This is a genomic window from Paratractidigestivibacter sp. (assembly GCF_963660155.1).
GTDB lineage: Bacteria > Actinomycetota > Coriobacteriia > Coriobacteriales > Atopobiaceae > Paratractidigestivibacter.
In genome coordinates this window covers 32,595-53,050 of record NZ_CAVKWG010000016.1, presented here as the reverse complement: position 1 = coordinate 53,050, position 20,456 = coordinate 32,595, and the positions used below count along the sequence as shown (strand labels likewise).

At 63.2% G+C, this 20,456-nt stretch carries 22 protein-coding genes; 12 read left to right on the top strand and 10 right to left on the bottom strand.

What is annotated here, in order from left to right:
• Both U5709_RS02275 and U5709_RS02270 read left to right on the top strand, forming a co-directional pair.
• On the top strand, positions 1 to 263 hold a 263-nt coding region (locus U5709_RS02275; protein ID WP_321972677.1), incomplete at its 5' end, for an isocitrate/isopropylmalate family dehydrogenase.
• A gap of 155 nt (positions 264 to 418) precedes the next feature.
• Positions 419 to 1,213: a Cof-type HAD-IIB family hydrolase gene (locus U5709_RS02270; protein ID WP_321972676.1), complete on the top strand. Its 795-nt coding sequence runs from the start codon at positions 419 to 421 to the stop codon at positions 1,211 to 1,213.
• 135 nt (positions 1,214 to 1,348) lie between these two features.
• On the opposite strand, the gene U5709_RS02265 is transcribed toward U5709_RS02270, so the two are convergent.
• From U5709_RS02265 to nrdG, 6 genes are all read right to left on the bottom strand, one after another.
• Positions 1,349 to 2,215: an HAD-IC family P-type ATPase gene (locus U5709_RS02265; protein ID WP_321972675.1), complete on the bottom strand. Its 867-nt coding sequence runs from the start codon at positions 2,213 to 2,215 to the stop codon at positions 1,349 to 1,351.
• A 459-nt stretch (positions 2,216 to 2,674) separates the two neighbouring features.
• Positions 2,675 to 2,944: a type II toxin-antitoxin system BrnA family antitoxin gene (gene brnA / locus U5709_RS02260; protein ID WP_321972674.1), complete on the bottom strand. Its 270-nt coding sequence runs from the start codon at positions 2,942 to 2,944 to the stop codon at positions 2,675 to 2,677.
• A complete protein-coding gene (locus tag U5709_RS10645; RefSeq protein WP_415860341.1) occupies positions 2,913 to 3,191 on the bottom strand; it encodes a BrnT family toxin in 279 nt (92 codons plus the stop codon). The genes brnA and U5709_RS10645 overlap by 32 nt, the downstream gene beginning before the upstream one ends.
• Positions 3,192 to 3,261: 70 nt before the next feature.
• Complete coding sequence (locus U5709_RS02255; RefSeq protein ID WP_321972673.1) at positions 3,262 to 3,693, bottom strand: hypothetical protein; 432 nt, start codon at positions 3,691 to 3,693, stop codon at positions 3,262 to 3,264.
• The gene (locus U5709_RS02250; protein WP_321972672.1) at positions 3,693 to 4,391 is read right to left on the bottom strand and encodes a hypothetical protein; all 699 of its coding nucleotides are present in this window, start codon (positions 4,389 to 4,391) and stop codon (positions 3,693 to 3,695) included. Before U5709_RS02250 ends, U5709_RS02255 begins: the two co-directional genes overlap by 1 nt.
• A 315-nt stretch (positions 4,392 to 4,706) precedes the next feature.
• The gene (nrdG, locus tag U5709_RS02245) at positions 4,707 to 5,297 is read right to left on the bottom strand and encodes an anaerobic ribonucleoside-triphosphate reductase activating protein (RefSeq protein WP_321972671.1); all 591 of its coding nucleotides are present in this window, start codon (positions 5,295 to 5,297) and stop codon (positions 4,707 to 4,709) included.
• A 121-nt stretch (positions 5,298 to 5,418) separates the two neighbouring features.
• Between nrdG and ettA the strand changes: the two genes are divergently transcribed.
• From ettA to U5709_RS02225, 4 genes are all read left to right on the top strand, one after another.
• A complete protein-coding gene (gene ettA, locus U5709_RS02240) occupies positions 5,419 to 7,098 on the top strand; it encodes an energy-dependent translational throttle protein EttA (protein ID WP_321972670.1) in 1,680 nt (559 codons plus the stop codon).
• Positions 7,099 to 7,240: 142 nt separating this feature from the next.
• Positions 7,241 to 8,215 carry an L-lactate dehydrogenase gene (locus U5709_RS02235; RefSeq protein ID WP_321972669.1) on the top strand — a complete coding sequence of 325 codons (975 nt, stop codon included), beginning with the start codon at positions 7,241 to 7,243 and terminating at the stop codon, positions 8,213 to 8,215.
• 127 nt (positions 8,216 to 8,342) lie between these two features.
• Positions 8,343 to 9,347 (top strand): asparaginase, encoded by a 1,005-nt coding sequence (locus U5709_RS02230; RefSeq protein WP_321971607.1) that lies wholly within the window; start codon positions 8,343 to 8,345, stop codon positions 9,345 to 9,347.
• Positions 9,348 to 9,588: 241 nt separating this feature from the next.
• The gene (locus tag U5709_RS02225; protein WP_321972668.1) at positions 9,589 to 10,743 is read left to right on the top strand and encodes a hypothetical protein; all 1,155 of its coding nucleotides are present in this window, start codon (positions 9,589 to 9,591) and stop codon (positions 10,741 to 10,743) included.
• Positions 10,744 to 10,920: 177 nt separating this feature from the next.
• On the opposite strand, the gene U5709_RS02220 is transcribed toward U5709_RS02225, so the two are convergent.
• From U5709_RS02220 to U5709_RS02210, 3 genes are all read right to left on the bottom strand, one after another.
• Positions 10,921 to 12,669 (bottom strand): hypothetical protein, encoded by a 1,749-nt coding sequence (locus U5709_RS02220; RefSeq protein WP_321972667.1) that lies wholly within the window; start codon positions 12,667 to 12,669, stop codon positions 10,921 to 10,923.
• A gap of 191 nt (positions 12,670 to 12,860) precedes the next feature.
• The gene (locus U5709_RS02215) at positions 12,861 to 13,694 is read right to left on the bottom strand and encodes a Cof-type HAD-IIB family hydrolase (protein WP_321971604.1); all 834 of its coding nucleotides are present in this window, start codon (positions 13,692 to 13,694) and stop codon (positions 12,861 to 12,863) included.
• A gap of 150 nt (positions 13,695 to 13,844) precedes the next feature.
• Entirely contained in the window at positions 13,845 to 14,765 is a 921-nt protein-coding gene (locus U5709_RS02210) for a DMT family transporter (RefSeq protein WP_321972666.1), read from the bottom strand.
• Between the two features lie 138 nt (positions 14,766 to 14,903).
• Between U5709_RS02210 and U5709_RS02205 the strand changes: the two genes are divergently transcribed.
• The 5 genes from U5709_RS02205 (at position 14,904) to U5709_RS02185 (ending at position 17,749) form a co-directional block, all read left to right on the top strand.
• Positions 14,904 to 15,782 carry a LysR family transcriptional regulator gene (locus U5709_RS02205; RefSeq protein WP_321971602.1) on the top strand — a complete coding sequence of 293 codons (879 nt, stop codon included), beginning with the start codon at positions 14,904 to 14,906 and terminating at the stop codon, positions 15,780 to 15,782.
• A 264-nt stretch (positions 15,783 to 16,046) separates the two neighbouring features.
• Positions 16,047 to 16,703 carry a hypothetical protein gene (locus U5709_RS02200; protein ID WP_321971601.1) on the top strand — a complete coding sequence of 219 codons (657 nt, stop codon included), beginning with the start codon at positions 16,047 to 16,049 and terminating at the stop codon, positions 16,701 to 16,703.
• 31 nt (positions 16,704 to 16,734) lie between these two features.
• Positions 16,735 to 16,944 carry a hypothetical protein gene (locus U5709_RS02195; protein WP_321971600.1) on the top strand — a complete coding sequence of 70 codons (210 nt, stop codon included), beginning with the start codon at positions 16,735 to 16,737 and terminating at the stop codon, positions 16,942 to 16,944.
• 207 nt (positions 16,945 to 17,151) lie between these two features.
• Positions 17,152 to 17,454: a type II toxin-antitoxin system prevent-host-death family antitoxin gene (locus U5709_RS02190; protein WP_321971599.1), complete on the top strand. Its 303-nt coding sequence runs from the start codon at positions 17,152 to 17,154 to the stop codon at positions 17,452 to 17,454.
• Positions 17,444 to 17,749: a type II toxin-antitoxin system RelE/ParE family toxin gene (locus U5709_RS02185; protein ID WP_321971598.1), complete on the top strand. Its 306-nt coding sequence runs from the start codon at positions 17,444 to 17,446 to the stop codon at positions 17,747 to 17,749. Before U5709_RS02190 ends, U5709_RS02185 begins: the two co-directional genes overlap by 11 nt.
• Positions 17,750 to 17,765: 16 nt before the next feature.
• Here the strand turns inward: U5709_RS02185 and U5709_RS02180 are convergent, their stop codons facing one another.
• Positions 17,766 to 19,247: a DUF1846 domain-containing protein gene (locus tag U5709_RS02180; RefSeq protein WP_321971597.1), complete on the bottom strand. Its 1,482-nt coding sequence runs from the start codon at positions 19,245 to 19,247 to the stop codon at positions 17,766 to 17,768.
• Positions 19,248 to 19,454: 207 nt separating this feature from the next.
• Here U5709_RS02180 and U5709_RS02175 point away from each other — a divergent pair, with 207 nt between their 5' ends.
• Positions 19,455 to 20,447 (top strand): esterase family protein, encoded by a 993-nt coding sequence (locus U5709_RS02175; protein WP_321971596.1) that lies wholly within the window; start codon positions 19,455 to 19,457, stop codon positions 20,445 to 20,447.
• The last annotated feature ends 9 nt before the right edge of the window (positions 20,448 to 20,456 follow it).

The window sequence follows — 20,456 nt, the reverse complement described above, 5'->3', positions numbered from 1 at the left end:
GCCTCTTTGAGCCGAGCGCCGGCTCCGCCCCCGACATCGCGGGCCAGGGCATCGCGAACCCGCTCGCGCAGATCCTCTCCGCGGGCATGCTCCTGACCTACGCGCTCGACATGGTCGAGGAGGCCGGCTGGATCGAGGCCGCCGTGGAGCGCGTGCTCAACGACGGCTGGCGCACCCGCGACATCGCCGATGCCAGCACCCCGGCCGACCACATCCTCGGCGCCGCCGAGATGGGCGACAAGGTTGTGGAGGCTCTGGCGTAGCACTTAGTGCAACCCTTTGTGCAAGTAGCAAGAATCGCGGCCCGTAGGTACCTGTACCTGCGGGCTTTTTTGCGCATCAGGGACGTCGCCAAACGGCGCGGGAAGCAAACGTTTAGAATCGAGGGCGCAAGAGGCGCCTGTTCGGGGGAGGCAACATGATCAAGGCCGCGTTTTTCGACGTCGACGGCACGCTGCTCGCAAAGAGCACCGATAACCTGATTCCTTCGAGCGCGAAGGCCGCGCTCGCGGAGCTGCGCCGTCGCGGCGTGATGTGCATCATCTGCTCCGGGCGCCCGCAGGCGCAGCTGCCGACCTGCGTCACCAACGGCTTCGAGGGCTTCGAAGGCGGGTTCGACTCGTTTATCACCATGACGGGCTCGCACTGCTATGACAAAGACGGCGCGTACTACGACGCGCCGATCGACCCCGCGATCGCGCAGCGGTTCCTCGACCTCGCCGAGGCCGAGGACCTCGATATCCTGGGCCTCAGCCTGGACGGCATCTTCTGTAACCGGCACACCGCGCGCGTGGCGGAGCTCGAGGAGCACGTTGCGAGCAAGTATCCCGTGCGCAGCATCGCCGCCATGCGCGAGGTACCGCTGTACTCCTTCTGCGCGTTCGTCGGGCCCGAGCGCGACGCGTGGATGCAGGAGCAGATGCCCGATTGCATCGTGACGCGCTGGTGCGATCTGTTCTGCGACGTGATCTCGGACACCAGCAGCAAGACGACCGGCGTCAAGGCCGCGCTCGAGCGCTACGGCATCGCGCCCGAGGAGACCATCGCGTTCGGCGACGGCGGCAACGACGCGCCGATGCTCGAGTACTGCGGCATCGGCGTGGCCATGGGCAACGGCACCGACGCCGCCAAGGCCGCCGCCGATTACGTGTGCCCCGACATTGCCGACGACGGCCTCGCCGAGACCCTGCGCTACTTCGGCCTCATCGATTAGGCGGCGGCCGCGTCTAGTCGGCAGGCGGATCGTTCAGCTGGGCGTTTTGTACTCGGTGGGGCATCGAAGCGAGGTCTGTAAGGGCTAGCCGTTCTCTTTTCGTCCCACAGCGCTGAACTTGTTGCATCGGTTGCGCTACAGCAGCGAGCCCTCGCGGCGGACGAAGAGGCGCTTGGCGATGCTGACCAGCGCGGTATAGCCTGCGACGACGGCGGCGAGAAGGCCGGCGAATTGCGCAGGCAGCGGGCAGAAATCGAGCGTCTCGCCGAGTGGGGTGATAGGCAGCGCGGTTGCCACGGCCACACCCGCGGCGCCCAGCGCGACGAGGACCCACGCGGCGTGGTCGCCGTGGAATAGGCCCTTCTCGCTGCGCATGAGGTGGACGGCGAGCGTCTGCGTCCACATGCTCTCGATGAACCATCCGGCCTGGAAGGTGCCCACGAAGAGCGCCTGGCCCGCGGCATCGAGCGTCTCCCATGCGCCGCCCGCGGTCATCGGGCAGAGCCAGAAGAAGAGCGCCGCGAAGGTGGCGATGTCGAAGACGGAGCTCGCCGGGCCGAAGGTCACCATGAAGCGGCGAACCGACGCGGCGTCCCAGCGGCAGGGGTGCGCGATCATGTCGTCGTCGACGCGGTCCCAGGGAATTGCCGTGCAGGTCAAGTCATAGATAAGGTTCAGCAGCAGGAGCTGCACCGCGCTCATGGGCAAGAACGGCAGCAGTGCCGCGGCGGCCACGACCGAGAAGATGTTGCCGAAGTTGCTGCTCACGGTCATCTTCACGTACTTGATCATGTTCGCGTAGGTGCGGCGGCCGGCCTCGATGCTGTGCTCCAGCACCATGAGGTCCTTCTCCAGAAGGATGATATCGGCCGCCTCGCGGGCCACGTCGGTGGCGGAGTCCACCGATATGCCGCAGTCGCTCTCGCGCATGGCCGCGGCGTCGTTCACGCCGTCGCCCATAAAGCCCACGGCGTGTCCGCTCTCGCGCAACACGCGGACCACGCGGGCCTTCTCTCGGGCATACTAGCAAAAAACGCGGCGGGTTTGCCAGTAATGACTTTGTAAGCAGAACAAATGGTGCCCGTCGAAGGCGAAGGCTGCTTTCGACGAGCGGTTTAGCCGCGTGAGGCCCACTTCATGGGCTCTTTTGCGGGCATTCGCAACCAAACTTCGTCGAGTGTGCACCTTAATTTGGAACAGCTCTCTATCAGACCTCTTCCGCCTACATTTCCGCAGCTATTGCAAGGCAAATCGTCAGCTCTATAGCACCGGTATGAATTAAGGTGCGCACTCGGCGAAGTTTGTGGGAACGCTGCATGATTTCAGTCCCGTTTGCTGCCTGCGATGGCCGTTCGCGCCGCATCCGCCGTCCACTTGCCGTGTAATTGCCGCCGCGCCCGCCGAAAGCTACGGCTGCTTTCGGCGGGCGCGGCGCATTGCGGTATTCGATTTGTTGCCGGGCTACGCCACGGTGGGGTCGGACTCGACCTGGCCTGGGCTTTTCGCGGAATCGGCCCAATCCACCAGGACGACGTTGATCAGCGCCGAGCGCGAGATGGCACGGCGATATGCCTCTTCGTCGAGGCGATACATCAGCCATTCGGGAATAGTGATGCTGATTCGTGCCTTGCCGTTGTTGCATTTGGCAGCGCTTTCAAAATCCAGATATGGGGTGATGTCCTCCCCTTTTTCGAACATCTCATCGAATTCTTCTGTTGTGATCTCTTTCATAGGCGATACGCTCCTTCTTCGACGAGTGGCGTGCCGAGATAATTCGCAAAGCACCGTTTCTTTCCGTATAGATGACGCTGAGATATTCGCCGTGAACTTTGCCTATAGCAAGAATCCGCCGCTCGCCCTTGCTGGATACAGGTACTCGAAAACATTCCGTTTGAAGTATCTCTGCCGCCTCTTGGAAAGAAACGCCGTGCTTTTCCTCGTTGGACAGGGCCTTATCCGTGTCCCAAATGAACCTCATCTGACACCTCGAATCCTATAATCGCGTCAATTAGATGTCAAACACACATCAAACTGATGCAGGGTAGCCATCAATCTGACTTAGCGCTTACCACACCTGCGTAAATTTGTTCGCCGAGCTGCTCGCTTGCCGGCTGGCGGCTGTCGATGGCGCGAAGCCAGGCGGCGAGGTCGAGGCAATGCTCGTCGCAGTAGCCCTCGTAGGGAAAGATGCGTTCCTTGATGTCCCAGCCGTCGAGGATGTAGATGCCGTTGTCGAGGCTCGCGCCCATGCCTTCGATATGGTCGCCGTCCACGACGCCGACCGAAAGCCCACCGCCAAAGAAGTTGCCGACGACCTGCGCGAGGCGCGCGAAGCCGTAGGAAGGGTCGGTGGTGGGGGAGCGGTAGCCTTTGAGCGCGCAGTAGGCCAAAAACGCCTCCACTGAGTCGCGCCCGCCGTTCCAGTGCAGGTAGATGCCGATTTCTTTGTCGGCTGTGGTGATGATCGCCCGGTTGCCCATCAGTGCTCCTCCTTAAAGGCCGCGTAGGTCTCCTCCACGATTCCGCGCCAAACCTCCGGCACGTGGTCGCCGTCCGGGAGCTCGGAGACGTACTCGATGAGTTCTGCGGCCGAGGCAATAACGCCCAGGTCGGTGAGCCTGCGCGCCGCTTCACGAACATCGGCTGCGTCCGATGCGCTCAGATCGTCGCAAAGCCTCAGGTACTTGCTGTCGGTCACGATGCCGCCCTTGAAGGGCAGCAACGTGAGCACGGCGATGCAGGGGACGACGCGCACCGCCTCGTCGGCCGGGAAGCCGATGCTGCGTGCGCAGAACGCGCGGTCCTGGTTGAGCAGCAGCAGGTGGTCGGGCGCCGCCCGCGCCACGACGAAGACGCCGCGGTACGCGAAGCGCCACGGCGCCACGATCTCGAGCTCGGCATCGTGTATCTTCAGCGGGTTCTTCTCGACGTACTCCTCGATGACCCACGGGTTCAGCCAAAGCCGCTCGCTCACAAGCGCGCCCGCCTCGCCTGCCGCGCGGCTCTCGCCGCAGAGCACGGGGTGCTTGTCGTCGACAACACGGAGCCTCTCGTTGGCATAACCGAGCAGGCGGTTCAGCGCAATATAAAACGGTGCGACGTCATCGGGGCCCGGCGGCTCTCCTTCGCTGGGTATGAGGACGATCCTGTGCTTGCCGCAGTCAATACAGATGCTCATCGGCGCTCCAATCTTCGCTGGATGTGGTGCGCAGATGGTAGCGGCAAGGTCGCTTACCGCGTTCTTCCCGAATTCTTACAGAATTCTTCCGCCGCAGGTAGAAGGCTTGTTTGGTTGATTCGGTTCAAATAGTAATGGGATGAGCGGCCTGTATACGGCCGCGGGAGAGCTATCGCGCCGAATCGGCCGCAGATTGCGTGTCGAGTTGCGTCGCCTTGAGTCGAAATGGTGCTTGAGTTTTCAACAATGCCCAGCTCAGGCATACCGAGAAAATCCGACATCGTCTTACACAGCGGTTGCCCGGGCCCCGTTCGCCTACATTGCGTGCGTCGAAAAGACCGGGTCGTCCTCCCACAGCACGACATCGCCGTCAGCCGCGAGCGTTGCCGGCACATCGATGATCCGCTGGTTCGCCGACCCGCAAAAGCGCAGCGTGATGTCGTGCTCCGCCTGCACGAAGGGCCCGTCTACCAGCACGTCGAGGGTGTCGAGGATCCGGTCGGTCACCTCGCCCAGGTTCCACGCGCCGCCGGGCGCCAGCTGCTCGAAGGTGTGGCCGGAGTACATCCAGATGGTCTTGGCGCCCGCGTCGCCATTCGCGCCCGCGCCCTCGCCCTCGCGCGGAAAACGGCCGCGCACGCGCTCGAGGAACCCCACGAGCCCCTCCTGGTTCTCGGGCTCCATCGGCTCGCCGCCGAGCACCGAGAGCCCTGCCACAAACGGCGTCTCCAGCGACGCGATAAGGTCGTCCTCGACCTCGCGTGTAAACGGCTTACCTGCGGAAAAGTCCCATGCGACCTCGTTGAAGCAGTGCGGGCAGCGCAGGCGGCAGCCGCTCACGAAGAGCGTCGTGCGCACCCCCGTGCCGTTGGCGATGTCGCAATATTTGATTTCCGCATAGTTCATGGCAGCTCCCTCGACGCCCGGCCCTCCAGTATAAACCTCGGGTACTATGAGGGGGTTGAGCCAACCGCGACCTTCAACCGCGCAGCGGATGCGGTCGCAGACCACGACCGGGAGGAATTCCATGGCCGAGTTCGTTTATCAGTTCTACAAGGCCCGCAAGGCCGTCCACGACAAAGTGATTCTCGACGACGTGACCGTCGGCGTCTACCCCGGCGCAAAGATCGGCGTCGTGGGCCCCAACGGCGCAGGTAAGTCCACGCTGCTCAAGGTCATCGCCGGCCTAGAGGACATCTCCAACGGCGAGGCGCACCTCACCCCCGGCTACACCGTGGGCCTGCTGCAGCAGGAGCCGCACCTGGACGACGAGAAGACCGTCAAGGAGAACATCGAGATGGCCTTCGGCGACATCATCGCCAAGGTCGCCCGCTTCAACGCCATCGGCGAGGAGATGGCTTCCCCCGACGCCGACTTCGACGCTCTCATGGAGGAGATGGGCCAGCTGCAGACCGAGATCGACGCCGCCAACGGCTGGGACCTCGACTCGCAGCTCTTGCAGGCCATGGACGCCCTGCAGTGCCCGGACCCCGACGAGTCCGTGGCGCACCTCTCGGGCGGCGAACGTCGCCGCGTCGCTCTCTGCAAGCTGCTGCTTGAGGCCCCTGACCTGCTGCTTCTTGACGAGCCCACGAACCACCTCGACGCCGAGTCGGTGTTGTGGCTCGAGCAGTTCCTGCACAACTACCCCGGCGCCGTTATGGCCGTCACGCACGACCGCTACTTCCTCGACGACGTGGCCGAGTGGATCTGCGAGGTCGACCGCGGGCAGCTCTACCCCTACGAGGGCAACTACTCCACCTATCTTGAGAAGAAGGCCGCCCGCCTCGAGGCCCAGAACCAGCAGGACGCCCGCCGCGCCAAGAAGATGAAGTCCGAGCTCGAGTGGGTGCGCTCCAGCCCCAAGGCCCGCCAGGCAAAGAGCAAGGCGCGTCTTGCTGCCTACGAGAAGATGGAGGCCGAGGCCCGCGCGTCCAAGAAGGTCGACTACACCGACATCCAGATCCCCGTCGGCCCGCGCCTGGGCAATAAGGTCCTGGTCGCCGACCACCTCTGCAAGTCCTTCGGCGACCGCGTGCTCATCGACGACCTCAGCTTCATCCTGCCGCGCAACGGCATCGTGGGCGTCATCGGCCCCAACGGCGTGGGCAAGTCCACCCTGTTCAAGACCATCGTCGGCCTCGAGGACGTGACCTCCGGCTCCCTCGAGGTGGGCGAGTCCGTCAAGCTCTCCTACGTCGACCAGATGCGCGCCGGCATCGACCCCGACAAGACCCTCTGGGAGGTCGTCTCGGACGGCAACGACTTCATCCAAGTGGGCGACCAGGAGATCCCGTCGCGCGCCTATGTGGCCGCCTTCGGCTTTAAGGGCAAGGACCAGCAGAAGCGCGCGGGCGTGCTCTCCGGCGGCGAGCGCAACCGCCTGAACCTGGCGCTGACGCTCAAGCAGGGCGGAAACCTGCTGCTTCTGGACGAGCCCACCAACGACCTCGACGTCGAGACGCTGGAGTCGCTCGAGGAGGCCCTCGAGGCGTTCCCCGGCTGCTCGGTGGTCATCTCCCACGACCGCTGGTTCCTCGACCGCGTGGCCACGCACATCCTGGCCTGGGAGGGCGACGACGAGAACCCCGGCCGCTGGCACTGGTTCGAGGGCAACTTCGACGACTACCAGAAGGACCGCGAGAAGCGCCTCGGCGTCGAGGCATCAAAGCCGCATCGCCTTCACCGAAAGCTTACGCGCGACTAGCGAATAAACGACTGTTTAGGTGTGTTTTTGCCTTGACACGACCTTAAGATGAGCAGGTGTCTCCCAGACGGGATACCTGCTTTTCTTATCTGTAGCCCGGCGTGCTCGCGCGCCGGATTTTCTATGTTCGGAGGTTGTTTATATGAGTGAAGAGATCAAGCCGCGCAAGGTCGTCATCGTCGGTGCGGGGCGCGTGGGATCGCACAGCGCGCTGTGCCTCATGTTCCAGCACCTGGTCAACGAGATCGTGTTTGTTGACATCAACCAAGAGGCAGCCGCTGCGCAGGCGGGCGACCTGAACGACCTCGCGTCCGGCCTGGGCGACAACTTCGTCATCCGCGTCGGCAACTACTCCGATTGCGTCGACGCCCACTTCGTGGTGCTCACCGCCGGTCGTTCGCGCCGCCCTGGCGAGACCCGCCTCGAGATGCTCGGCGGCACCCTCAAGATCCTGGAGGGTATCGTGACCGGCATCCGCGAGTCCGGCTTCCACGGCATCCTTATCAGCGTCTCTAACCCCTGCGACGTGGTGACCGAGTACCTCTACCGCAACCTCGGCCTGCCGCGCAGCCAGGTCTTCGGCACGGGCACCCTGCTCGACTCCGCGCGTCTGCGCCGCGCCCTTTCCGAGATCATCGGAGTCAACTCCAAGCAGATCCAGGCCATTTGCATGGGCGAGCACGGCGACTCGAGCTTCATCCCGACGTCGCACATCTCGGTGCAGGGCATCGACCTTCGCGAGTACCTCTCGCTTGTCCACTCCGACACGGACATCAATTTCGACGACGTCATGAAGCGCGTGCGCGAGTCCGGCAGCTCCATCGTGGCCGGCAAGGGCTGCACCGAGTTCGGCATCGGCTCGGTCGTGGCGAGCATCATCGCCTCGATTCTGCACAACGAGAGCATCGTCTTGCCGCTTTCCGCGCACCTCGACGGCGAGTACGGCGAGTCCGGCATCTCCATCGGCGTGCCGTGTATGCTCGGCATGGAGGGCATCGAGCGCGTGCTCGAGATCGACCTTTCGTACAACGAGCGCCGCGCCATGCGCAAGAGCTGCGACGTCGTGCGCTCCTACGTGGACCAGGCCATGTTGCCGGTCGAGGAGCAGGCCGAGTAAGACGGCGGCGGGGCTCCCCGCCAGGTTTTTTGGATAGCGTGTCGGCGCCCCGGTTGCCCTTCGCGGCGACCGGGGCGCTTGTCGTAGAATGGCCGAGGCTTATCTCGGCAGCAGACAGGAGGCGCACGTGAAGCGCGTGCTTATCATCGCCACCGGCGGCACCATCGCGTCCACGTCCGACGGGGCGGGGCTTGCTCCCACGATGACCGGCCGCGAGTTGGCGGACATGGTCCCGCTTCTGGACGCCATCGCTGAGCTGAACTTTGTTCAGCCGATGAACATCGACAGCACCAACATGCGCCCGCGCGACTGGTTGCGCATCCGCGACGTCATCGTGGAGGCGTACGACCGCTACGACGGTTTTGTCGCGCTGCATGGCACCGATACGATGGCCTATACCGCGGCGGCGCTTTCCTATTTGATCCAGGATTCAAGCAAGCCGATTGTGCTTACCGGCTCTCAGCAACCGATGGCAAGCCCCTTCACGGACGCAAAACTCAACCTTTACCAGGCTGTTCTTTATGCCGTCGACGACGCGAGCAGGGACGTTTCCGTGGTTTTCTCGGGTAAGGTTATCGCCGGGACGCGCGCACACAAGCAGCGGACCATGAGCTTCAACGCCTTTACGAGCATGAACTATCCTTCGCTTGCCTACATTCGCAACGACCGCATTGTGCGGGCGGGCGCGGGCCTCGGTCCCGTTGCGGCCTCGGGCGCGGATGCGGGTCCGAGCCTCTACGACAGCCTCGACGAGCACGTCATCGTGCTCAAACTTACGCCGGAGTTCCAGCCCACCATATTTGAGCTGCTCAAACGCGATTACGACGCCATTATCCTGGAAACCTTCGGCATCGGGGGCATCCCCGACGTGCTGCGCGACGCCATCTTTGGCTGGGTGGACTCCGGGCGCACGCTGGTTGTTACCACGCAGGTGCCGGAGGAGGGCCTTGACCTGGGCGTTTATGAGGTCGGTCGCGCGTTCGCCGAGAACCCGGGCATTCTCAAGGGCGACGACATGACCACCGAGGCGCTCGTCGCCAAGACCATGTGGGTGCTTGGCCAGTCGCGCGATCCGCAAACGGTCCGCGAGCTCTTCTATCGCGAGATCAACCACGACCGCATGCCCCGTTAGGCTTAATTTTGTGCCTTGGCGCCTACTTTTAAAATCTAAACTCCAGCATTTGAGTGCCTTGCCGGGGTTTGCCTGAGTAGAGCCGCGCAATTAAGAGCGGTTTTGCTGGGATTTTTGGCTTGGCTACTCGGGAAAAACGCAGCAAGGCACTCAAATGCTGGAGTTTGTATTCTGCTCGGCCTGTTTTCGCGCCTGCCGACATTACGGCGCGCCCAATAGCAACTCATGGTAACGTCGCCCCATGGATACGACGCTTTGTGCATCAACGGCTTACCAGTATTGGCGGACGCCGCCGATCGTGAAACTCCTTGCCACGGGCCAGGAGGATGATTACCTGCTGAAGAATTGCCTGACGGAGGCCGAGCTGACTGCAGCCCGCACCGAGATTGTCGAGCGCCTTTCATTCTCGCGAGCATGCTCGGTCGCGAGGCGAACTCAAGGCCAGGACCTGCGGGTTGTTCGCGAGTCGTCTCCGCTTATATCGCTATTTGACGATGGGCCTGTGGAGCTGCTGGCCAGAACTCCGGAGCAACGCCACACCACAAGCATTACCCGATACGCTCTTTGGAAGAGCCCCCTTCCCGTGGGGTCTGTTAAGGGCATCACCTACGATCTGGAAGTCACGTCTCCGGCTTTCACCTTGGTGCAGCTTGCGTCGAGGTCGCCTCTGACGCGTGCAGTGATGCTCGCCTCTGAGCTTTGCGGCGGCTATGCGGTGTATCGTGCTCCGCAGCCCGTGTCTTCCTTGCTGCAACGAATGGTTGATCGCGGCAAGCTCCCGACGATCGAGGGCTGGCGGCCATGTCTAAATGCCGGCAATAAGCTAGGCGAGCTCTGGTCTCGCCCTCCGTTGACCACGCCAAATGAGCTGGAGGATTTCCTGGCTCAGGCGGATTTTGTCCGCGGGCGCAAGACCTTTAGGGACGCCATTGGTCTAGTGAAGCCGCTGGCGGCGTCGCCTTTCGAGACTCAGGCCGGCATCCTTCTCGGGTTCTCCAGGCGCCGCGGTGGCGAGGGCTTTGGGGACTTCACGTTCAATGAGAAGGTCGAGCTCACCTCTGACGCCAAACTCCTCGCTCAGCGACAGTGCTGCTATTGCGATTTGTTCTGGCCCGGCGGCCTCGATGTTGAGTGTCAAAGCGCTGCGTTTCACGACAATGAGCCTAGTTTTTTGTCCGATTCGGACCGAATCGCCGCATTGAGCCTTGAGGGTGTTGCGGTTTTGCCCCTTACGTATGCTCAGCTCAACAGCCCGTCTAGGTTCGCTGCTTTTTCAGGTGCCGTGGCCCGCGCGTTGAAGAGGCCTCAGCGTGATAAGACGGCGGCACAGGAGGCTGCAGCCCGGAAATTGCGCGGCGAGCTGTTTGTTGACTGGTGGAAGCTTCCGATAGGGTAGGCCGGCGCCACGTTTCGGTGGCTGCAAGACGCAAAGTTCAGCATTTGAGTGCCTTGCTGCTGTTTAGGCAAGTAGACGAACCTTCTCAACAGCCAATTTACTGGTATTTATGGACGGTCTACTCACCCAATGCGCCACAAGGCACTCAAATGCGAGAGTTTGGTTACGACGGAAGGCTTAAAGGCTGAAAAGACCCTTGAACCATGCCACGATGGCGTCCCACCAGGAGGTCGCGCTGGCGGTTTCGGCGTTCGAGTCCGCGGCCGAGGAGTCACTGGCCTGAGTCGCGTCGGCGTCCTCGCCGAAGGCCTCGGTGTAGGCGGTCCGGTCGATGGTGTCGGTGGAGACGCTGCCGGCGGAGCTCTCGTCGTAGCTCGTGGAATAGGCGCCGGTCACGGTGACGGTGAGGTCCGAATCTCCGGATACAACCGTTTGACCAGCGGAAACGATGGTTACGACCTTACCGTTGGCGTCGACGACCTTGCCGCCGTCGGCCACGTTCAGAGCGCTTATGGTGGAGTCGGCGGTCACGACCCAGGTGGACGTCGAGCCTACGTTGACGGTGATCGGCGTCTCAGAGGTGGATCCGGCCGAGTTCTCCTCGATGCTCGCGGCACCCGTCCAGGTGGTCTCGTCGGTCAGGTGCAGGTCGATGCTGGAGATAGTGTCGGCCACCACGTTGCCCCGAAGCTCCTGCTGGATGCCCGTGAACTTGACCGTGGCGCCGTTCTTGCCGGCAGATCCCCAGTTATTGGCGTCGTTGCCGGCGGCATAGAGCAGGTTCGCGGCGGTGGAGTCAAAGTCCAGCGTCGTTTTCTTGAGCACCACGTCGGCGGTGGTATTGGTCAGGTAGAACATCGAGCCCGACTGGATGGCGCTCTTGAGCGTAGAGTCCACGGCCTGGAAGGTGGCCGTCTCGCCCGTTGACGCCTCGGCGTCGCCCGAGGTGGACTGGTAGATGATTACGCCGTCGGCCACGGGATCGCTCGCGGTCTTCTCGGTCTGCGTGCTCTCCAGCGTGGAGTTGCTGATGAGCACCGTGTTCAGGCCCTCCATGCCCACGAGTTGGCTGCCCGTCGCAACTCCGGTGATGTTGTTCACCTGGATGTTGCCGGTGGAGTACAGCAGCGGCGAGCCGGAGCCCGCGGTGGAGATGGCGCCCCCGACCAGCGAGATCGTGCCACCGCCGCGGTCGGTGGCCACGCCGCCGGAGTGGTCGCCCTTGGTGGTGATGTCAACGTCGCCGGCGAGGATCGTGCCGCCGTAAGTGGCGTCCAGGCCGCGCGAGTTGCCGGCCGTGGTGGAGATGGTCACGCCCTTGGCCAGCGCCGTCGCGTTATCGGTGGCAAAGATGCCGTTGGAGCCCTCGCTCGTGGCGGAAAGCTGCGAATCCTTTATGACCACCGAGCTTGCTTCGCCCACGGCGAGAAGCACCGAGTTCAGGCCGTAGAAGTTGCAGTTGTCGCCGTTGGTGTCGTCGCCGGACTTGGTGAGCGTGACGTCGGTGAGGGTGAGCGCACCGCCGTTCTGAGCAAGCGCCGCGTTGACATCGGACTCGGTCGCCTCGATGGTCTCGCTCTCCTTGGAGACGGGCTCGCCGTCGGCCGTCGCCGCGCCCGAGTAGCTGCCGGAATAGTCGAAGGTCATGGTGTTCGCGCCGCCCATGCCGCCGCCCTCGCCGGGCTGCCCGCCGGGCGCCTCGCCTCCCTGGCCGCCGCCGAAGCCCCCGGGAGGCTCCTCGCCCATGCCGCCTTCGTCGCCCGCTTCGCCCTCGGGCTTCTCGGGCGGGGTCGTGCCATCGGCTGCCTGCGGAGCCTGGCCCGCGTTGGCCTCCTCGGCAATGGCTGCCACGGGTACCTGCGCAAATACGAGCGAGCCGGTAATAACCGTCACGCCGACCTTTCTCATAAGGCCATCTGTGTTCATGGATGCTCCTTCCAACGACGGTTCGCTTGCCGTTGAGAGGAGTATGCGCTTTCAGCTACCTAGATAAACAAGTCGCCGCCGTATTCCAACGCCTCGCCGCAACGCTTTGCCCGCGCTGAAAATCAGACAGAGGGACAGTTCCTTCGTCTTTTCGGCGCAAAAAAATAGGATGAAAGGACTGTCCCCGTGTCTTATTCGGTAAGAAGGAAGCGGCGGATGGACTCGGCGCAGCCGCCGTGGTCGCAGTCGGAAACCTGCACGTCGGCGGCGGCGACGGCTGCGGGAATCGCGTTGCCCATGGCCACGCCGAGGCCCGCCGCGCGAAGCATCGCCACATCGTTCTCAGCGTCGCCCACGGCGATGACCTGCGACATCTCGAGGTCTAAAACCTCGGCGAGCTCCATCAGCGCCGTGCCCTTGTTGACTCCTGCGGCCGTGAACTCGATGCTCGAGACCTCGCAGTCGGAGATCATGAGGTTCTCGCCGGCGAGCTTTGCGTGGACCTGGTCGCGTTGCGACACGCTCGGCAGATGCATGACCATTTTGCACACGGGTGTCGTCGGGTCGAGCGCGATGGCGTGGGCGTCGTCCACGAGTTTGCCCTCGCTGCGGAAAATGCCCTCGTAGACGCCGACGCCGCACGCGCCGCACAGCGCCAGCTCGCCAGTCTCGAGGATCGACGTCTTATCGTCGCCCACCTCGAGGACGTAGTTTCCGGCGCTCGAGATCTCGTCGGCCACGGCTATGCATTTCTCGACAAGCGAGCAGTCCATCGGGTGCATGCGAAGCGCGCGGCCGGCCTCAAGGTCGAAGACCTGCGCGCCGGCGCTGCAGACGGCGTAGCGGACCCCGGGGAGAATCTCTCGGTACGGCTCGATCATGTGTGGCACCCGGCCCGAGGATATGGCGACGACTTTGCCGGCCGCAACCGCCTCGCTCACGGCCTCGATGCTGCTCGGAAGCACTTCTTTGCAGGAGTCGAGCAGTGTCCCGTCCATATCAAAAGCGATGAGTTCAAAGGCCATGTTTCTCCAAAGGTCGGCTCGCTGTGTGCGCCATTAAGAATAGGCTCCGCCTGTCGAGACGTGCGAAGCCGCGCCTCTTTGTTCACAAAACAAGGCCCCGGAGCCGGGACTCCGGGGCCTTGGGGGAGTAGCGCAAGAAACGCCGGTGCCTTATGCCGCGGCGAGCCTGCGGACGCGGCCGCGGACGCTGATCTTCTCGCCGAGCTCCGACCATATGGCGCCGCCGAGGATGAGGCACGCGCCGAGCACATTGGCTGCACTCATCGGCTCGCCGAGAAGCACGGCCGAGAGCACCACGGCCGAGAGCGGCTCGAGGTAGCCGCAGACGGCCACGCGGGTCACGGGCAGCTTGCCCATGCTGGAGAAGTAGAGGTAGCAGCCGAAGCCGGTGTTCACGAGGCCGATGCAGAGGACGGCGGCCAGGTTAACGTTGGCAAGCGCGGCCATGCTCGGCAGCGCGAGCGAGCCGGTGAGGGCGCTCGCGACCATGTAGGCCGCCACGGCGCCGAAGCTGCCGCAGAGCTGGATGGCGGAGGATTCCGCGCCGCCGATGTCGGTGACCTTCTTGCTAAAGATGACCATGACCGCGTACATGACGGCCGACATGGCGCCGAGGAGAAGGCCCATGGGCGCGATGCCCTGGCCGAGGCCCTGGCCCACGACGAGGAACGCGCCGAGGATAACGGCCGCAAAACCGCAGATCTTGATCGCGGTGAGGCGGGCCTTGAAAATCATGGGCGAGAGCGCCATGACGATGACGGGGCCGCAGTAGAAGAGCAGCGACGCCACGCCGACGCCGATGTGCTTGTAAGACTCGAAGAGGAAAAGCCATGCCACGCCGAGGGCCGCGCCGGAAGTGGCCAGGTAGGCGGCCTGTCTGCGGTGCTTGGGCGCCTGGAGGTTCTTGCGGGCATCGCGCGAGAGGGCGACGAGGGCCACGAGCAAAGCCGCGCCGAGCGTGACGCGCACGAGCACGATCAGGTTGCTCGGCAGGTCGATCATGTTCGCGACGATGCCGTTCGACCCAAAGAGGACGAGCGAGAGGAGGTACTTCTTGGTGGCGTTGTCCATGTGTTCGGCGTCGCTTTCCCGCAGGTGAGGTGAGATTTTCCGCAGTACATATTGGCAGGGTCACTGTTAGGATAAAAGCGAATGTTTAGCATACGTATAAGCACAATTACGCATGGATAATCGTAAGGGGTCAAGACCATGGATTCCGCCATCCACAAGTACCAGGCGCTCGTCGAGACGGTGCGCGCGGGCAGCATCAGCGCCGCGGCCCGAAAGCTCACCTACAGCCAGTCGGGCGTGAGCCGCATGATCGCCGACCTCGAGCGTGAGTGGGGCGTCCGGCTGCTGGAGCGCGGACGCAAGGGGGTGCGCCTCACGGCCGACGGCGAGCAGGTCATGCCGTTCGTGGAGGCCGTCTGCGAAGACGAGCGGCGCCTGCGTGAGCGCGTGGCCGAGGTCGCGGGCGCGCAGTCGGGCTCGATCGTGGTCGGCACGTTCTCGTCGGTGGCCACCCATGTCCTGCCGAGCGTGATCGAGCGCTTCCAGGCGGGCCATGCTCAGGTCGAGTTTGAGCTGCGCATGGGCGACTATTCCGAGATCGAGAGCTGGGTGGCGGACGGACTCGTTGACCTGGGCTTTTTGCCGTATCCGCCGCAGGACCCTCGCGAGGACCTGGCGCGGGAGGTCGTGCTGGTGGACGAGCTCTTGGCCGTCGTCCCGCGGGGTCACGAGCTTGCGGCGAAGGAGCGCATACGCCTTGACGACCTTGCCCGCGAGCCGTTTATCCTGCTCGAGCGCGGAAGCGACAACGAGATAAGCCCTCTCTTCGAGCAAGCGGGACTCGAGCCTCAGGCGCGTCTATCTACTTGGGACGACTACGCCATCATGTCTATGGTCGAGAATGGCCTCGGGCTTTCCATCCTGCCGGGGCTCATCCTCACGCGCTGCCCGTATCGCATCGAGCGTCGCCCGCTCGACCCGCCCGTGACCCGCGAGCTCGCCGCGGTCTACCGCCCGGGGCTTCTCTCCACCGCGGCCCGTGCGTTTCTGGATTGCCTGCTGGACGGCGCGGCGTAGGGTGGGATGGGGCCCCGACGATGGTCCTGCCCCAAGCGAATGGCGCGCAAGATGACGATTAGCGCCTGTGCTCAAGCGTTTCGTTTACCGAGGTAATCCGGTCTTTTTTAGCTATCTGACACCCGGGATACGCCGTTCGGCGAGAATTCCACGCCGCTTGGCTGTACCAGGGGGTACAGCGGAAAGTGCGGGGCCGTTCTCAGGTAAATACACATCACCGCAGTAACCAAAGAAATGCAGGTGAAACTGAATAAGGAGGTTCCCATGCTTCAAGATAGGCTGACCGAGACTTCCATCAACCGCCGCTCATTTCTTGCCCTTGGGCTTGCGTCTGCCACGGCCTTGGCGTTGCCTAAGCCGGCCTATGCCGAGGGCGGCACTGGCGAAACCGTCGTGACAACCATGCCCGAGTCCGCCCCATTCGGCTCGCGCGAGCCCGAGACCTGCGTCATCGACGGGGCTGAGTACCGATTTACTTACTCGACCACGGATTCGGGGGACAACCAGACAACTATTCTGAACCTGGGCACGGGCGAGTCTTCCGTGGTGGTTTTCAGCAAAGACGAGGGCGTCGTGCGGATCGACGGGGCCGTCGCTGCTTATATCGATCCGATTATGCCGGCGAACTGGGTTTCAATGGGGTCAAGTTCCTTCTACATTAGAGAAATTGCTGCCGTTACTGTTGCAGCGTTTGTTGGGGTTCTTATTACTAATATTGGCGGCACAACCACTGTCGCTGCTGTACTCGTTTCCGTCGGATCAGAAATCATTAAACATATTATAGGACAGGCAGGGGACACTAAAGTTTTCTACACCTTGTATTACGAGCGCTACGACCCTTACGTTGACTATGCTGCCAACACCACCTTCTCAAAGAATGGCCATAGTTGGGGTCCCTATTGGATTCCGTGGACTTTCTGATTGAAGTCTCTCTGACTTTTTGGAGCTGGACATGAAGGTAGAAAAGGTCATTGATTTCTGCCAGAGATACGGGATGGGCCATCTGAGCTTTGGCGTCTATCTTTGTTCTGAGGGTGAACTTGGCTCCGACGATGGCGTTACCTTCGTTTGGTGCGCATTTGCCGTTGTGGATTGTCTGGCATGGCTTGCTGCCATGATTATTCTCGCCGCGCAAGAATCGCGTGACCGCCACAAGACGTAATCGACGGCGGGCTGTTCCGCTGCCCCTCTACCGGTGGAACAGCCCGCTACGCTCGAACTTGGGCTCACGCCAAGCACGCTGCACCACCTCGTCCGCGTCGCGCGCATTCCTCGACTGCCTGCTGGACGGCGCGGTGACAGGCGCCGTCGGTTCGGTCCTCCGTTCAGCCTAAAACGCCTATCCCATAATTCTGGGATAGAGCCTATAATGTCGATAAATCGACTGGAGGAGGCTGCCGTCATGAGTGTCTGCGTACCCATCAAAGACCTGAAGGACACGACGACGTTTGCCGAGACGGTGGCGAGCGCCCGAGGCCCGGTTATCGTGACGCGCAACGGTAAGGACGCCTTTGTCTCGATGTCCATCGAGGAGTACGAGTCGATGAAGCTTGAGGCTGCCAGGTCGCGTCTCTACCAGGCAATAGACCGTGCCGAGTCGGATTTTGCCGAGGGTCGGGTTCGCGACGCGTCCGAGACCGTCGCATCTCTCGAGGCCCGCTATGGCGTGTAAGGTCTTCGAGTCGCTCGAGGCGCGCCGCGACCTTTGGGGTACCCTCGAGTATCTCGAGAGCGTTGACGAGACGGGCAAGGTTGTGCGAGATCTTGCCGCAGGATATAAAGCGTTCAAGCAAAACGTGGAGAAGTTCCCGGAGATGTACCCGTACTCGACCGAGCCCAGGCTCTGCGCATGCGGGTATCGCAGGGCCCGGGCTGGTAAGTACATCGTCCTATACAAGTACGAGAGCGGCGAGGTCAAAGTCGCCCATCTCTTCCATCAGGCACAGGACTACGCGAAGCTCGTATAACTGTTCCGCCGTCCCTCTACCGGTGGAACAGGCCGCTGCGCTCGAACTTGGGCTCGCAGCAGACGTTTACGCCTAGGCGGCGCAGCACCTCCTCGTCGGTGGAGCTGATGATCACCGAGAAGAACGCGTCGCAGCCGCGTAGTTCGCCCAGGCCGGCGAGCGCGCGAGCCGCGGCCTCGCTCGCGGCGGACGTGATGGAGAGCGCCATCAGGGTCTCGTCGGTGTGCAGGCGCGGGTTCTTGGCGCCGAGGTAGCGCGTCTTCAGGCGGCTGATCGGCTCGATTGCGTCGTCGCTTATCACCTCGAGCTCGAGGTCGATGCCCGCGAGCGCCTTGAGCGCGTTCATCAGAAGCGAGCTCGCGCAGCCGAGGCGCTCGGAGGTCTTGCCCGTGACCACGCGCCCATCGGGCAGGATGAGCGCACCGGCCGGAGCCCCCGTGACCTGCTCGCGCGTAAGCGCCGCCGACCGCGCGGGCGAGAAGTTCTTGTCCACGCCGGCCTTCTGCATGATGGAGCGCAGCCTGTCCACCTGCTCGGCTCCGGCACCCGTGCGCTTTACCTGCTCGCAGGCCGTGAAGTAGCGGCGCACGATCTCGGCGCGCGACGCCTCGCGGCAGGCATCGTCGTCGCTGATGGCAAAGCCGACCATGTTCACGCCCATGTCGGTCGGGCTCTGGTAGGGGGACTCGCCCAGGATCTTCTCCATAAGGGCGCGCACCACGGGGAAGGCGTCGACGTCGCGGTTGTAGTTGACGGTCGTCTCGCCGTAGGCGTCCAGGTGGAAGGAGTCGATGATGTTCGCGTCGTCAAGGTCGGCGGTCGCGGCCTCGTAGGCGATGTTCACGGGGTGCGAGAGCGGCAGGTTCCACACGGGGAACGTCTCGAACTTGGCGTAGCCCGCCTCGACGCCGCGCTTGTGCTCGTGGTAGATCTGGGAAAGGCAGGTGGCCAGCTTGCCGGAGCCGGGGCCGGGGGCCGTGACCACGACGAGCGGGCGGGATGTTTCCACGAACTCGTTTTTGCCGTAGCCCTTGTCGGAGACGATCAGGTCGACGTCGTGCGGGTAGCCCTCGATGGGGTAGTGGAGCTTGCAGGCGATGCCGAGCTCCGCCAAGCGGCGGCGGAACGCGTCGGCCGCGGCCTGGCCGGAGTACTGGGTGAGGACGACCGCCGCGACCTGCATGCCGTTTACGCGGAAGAGGTCCACGAGGCGCAGGACGTCCTCGTCGTAGGTGATGCCGAGGTCGCCGCGGGCCTTGTTCTTCTCGATGTGGTTAGCGTTGATGGCGATGATGACCTCGACGTCGGCCGCGAGGCTCTTGAGCATGCGGAACTTGACGTCGGGCTCGAAGCCGGGCAGCACGCGGCTCGCGTGGTTGTCGTCGAAGAGCTTGCCACCGAACTCGAGGTAGAGCTTGCCGCCAAACTTCCCAATGCGCTCGCGGATCCTCTCGGCCTGCAAATCGATGTACTTCTGGTTGTCGAATCCCGTGCGCATGGCGGCTCCTTGCCCTAGGCGGCGACAGTTGTTGCATAACTTAGCTAGGTTACCACGCTAAGGGACGGCTGCGCGTCTCGGCGGGCCCGCTTGCCGGCGTTCCTCATCGATTGGGCCCCGCCCGCCGATGCGCCGCGACCTGCGCAACCTGCGCGTAATATGCCCGCGCTACCATAAGGGCAAACCCACTCAAGGAAGGGGGCGCCCTTGAAGCGCGAACTTGTGAGCCGCTACAGCGAGAACCTCGATCGATACATGGACACCATCGTCTATGGCGAGGGAGGCTATCCCGTCATTGTCTTCCCGACGCAGGACTCGCCCTGCACCAACTGGGAGGATTTTGGCCTTATCGACACCATTGAGGACTACGTGGGCTCCGGCATGCTGCAGCTTTTCTGTGTGAGCAACGTTGACCGCGACTCGTGGTCGGCCAACGACCGCGACAAGGGCGAGCGCGCCGAGCTCGTCGAGGCGTATTACCGCTACGTGGCCGATGAGCTTACGCCGTTCGTGCACGAGTACTCCGGCAACGCGCACCGCCCGCTTTTGGCCGGCTGCAGCATGGGTGCTCTGCACTCCACCATCTTTGTGCTGCGCCGCCCGGACCTCTTCCAGGGCTGCATCGCGCTTTCCGGCGTCTACGACGCCAAGTACTTCTTCGATGGCTGGATGAACGAGACGCTCTATGCGAGCTCGCCCACGGACTTCTTGCCCAATATGTCGCCCGACCATCCCTACATCGACGTGTACAACCAGCGCCAGATTGTGCTGTGCGTCGGCCGGGGCGCGTGGGAGGACGAGGGCGTGCGCACCCAGCACATCCTCGACCACGCGTTCCGCCGCCTGGGCATCGGCGCGTGGTGCGACTTCTGGGGCACCGATGTCTCCCACGACTGGCCGTGGTGGAAGAAGCAGATCCGCTACTTCTTGCCTATCGTGCTGCAGGACATGAAGAAGACGCTGGCCATCGAGGAGGGCACGTACGGCGAGTACAAGAAGGCGCCGGAGGAGGCCGAGGCTGCGGCCGCGCCGGAGCCGGAGGCCGCGCCCGCCGAGCAGGTGGCCGCCGAGGTCACGGCTGCGCAGGAACCCGCTGCCAAGAAACCCGCCGCGAAGAAGACGCCCGCGAAGAAGCCCGCCGCAGCAAAGAAGAACTCCGCCGCAACTCCGAAGAAGCCTGCCAAGAAGTCCTCCAAGTAGGCCTTTGAG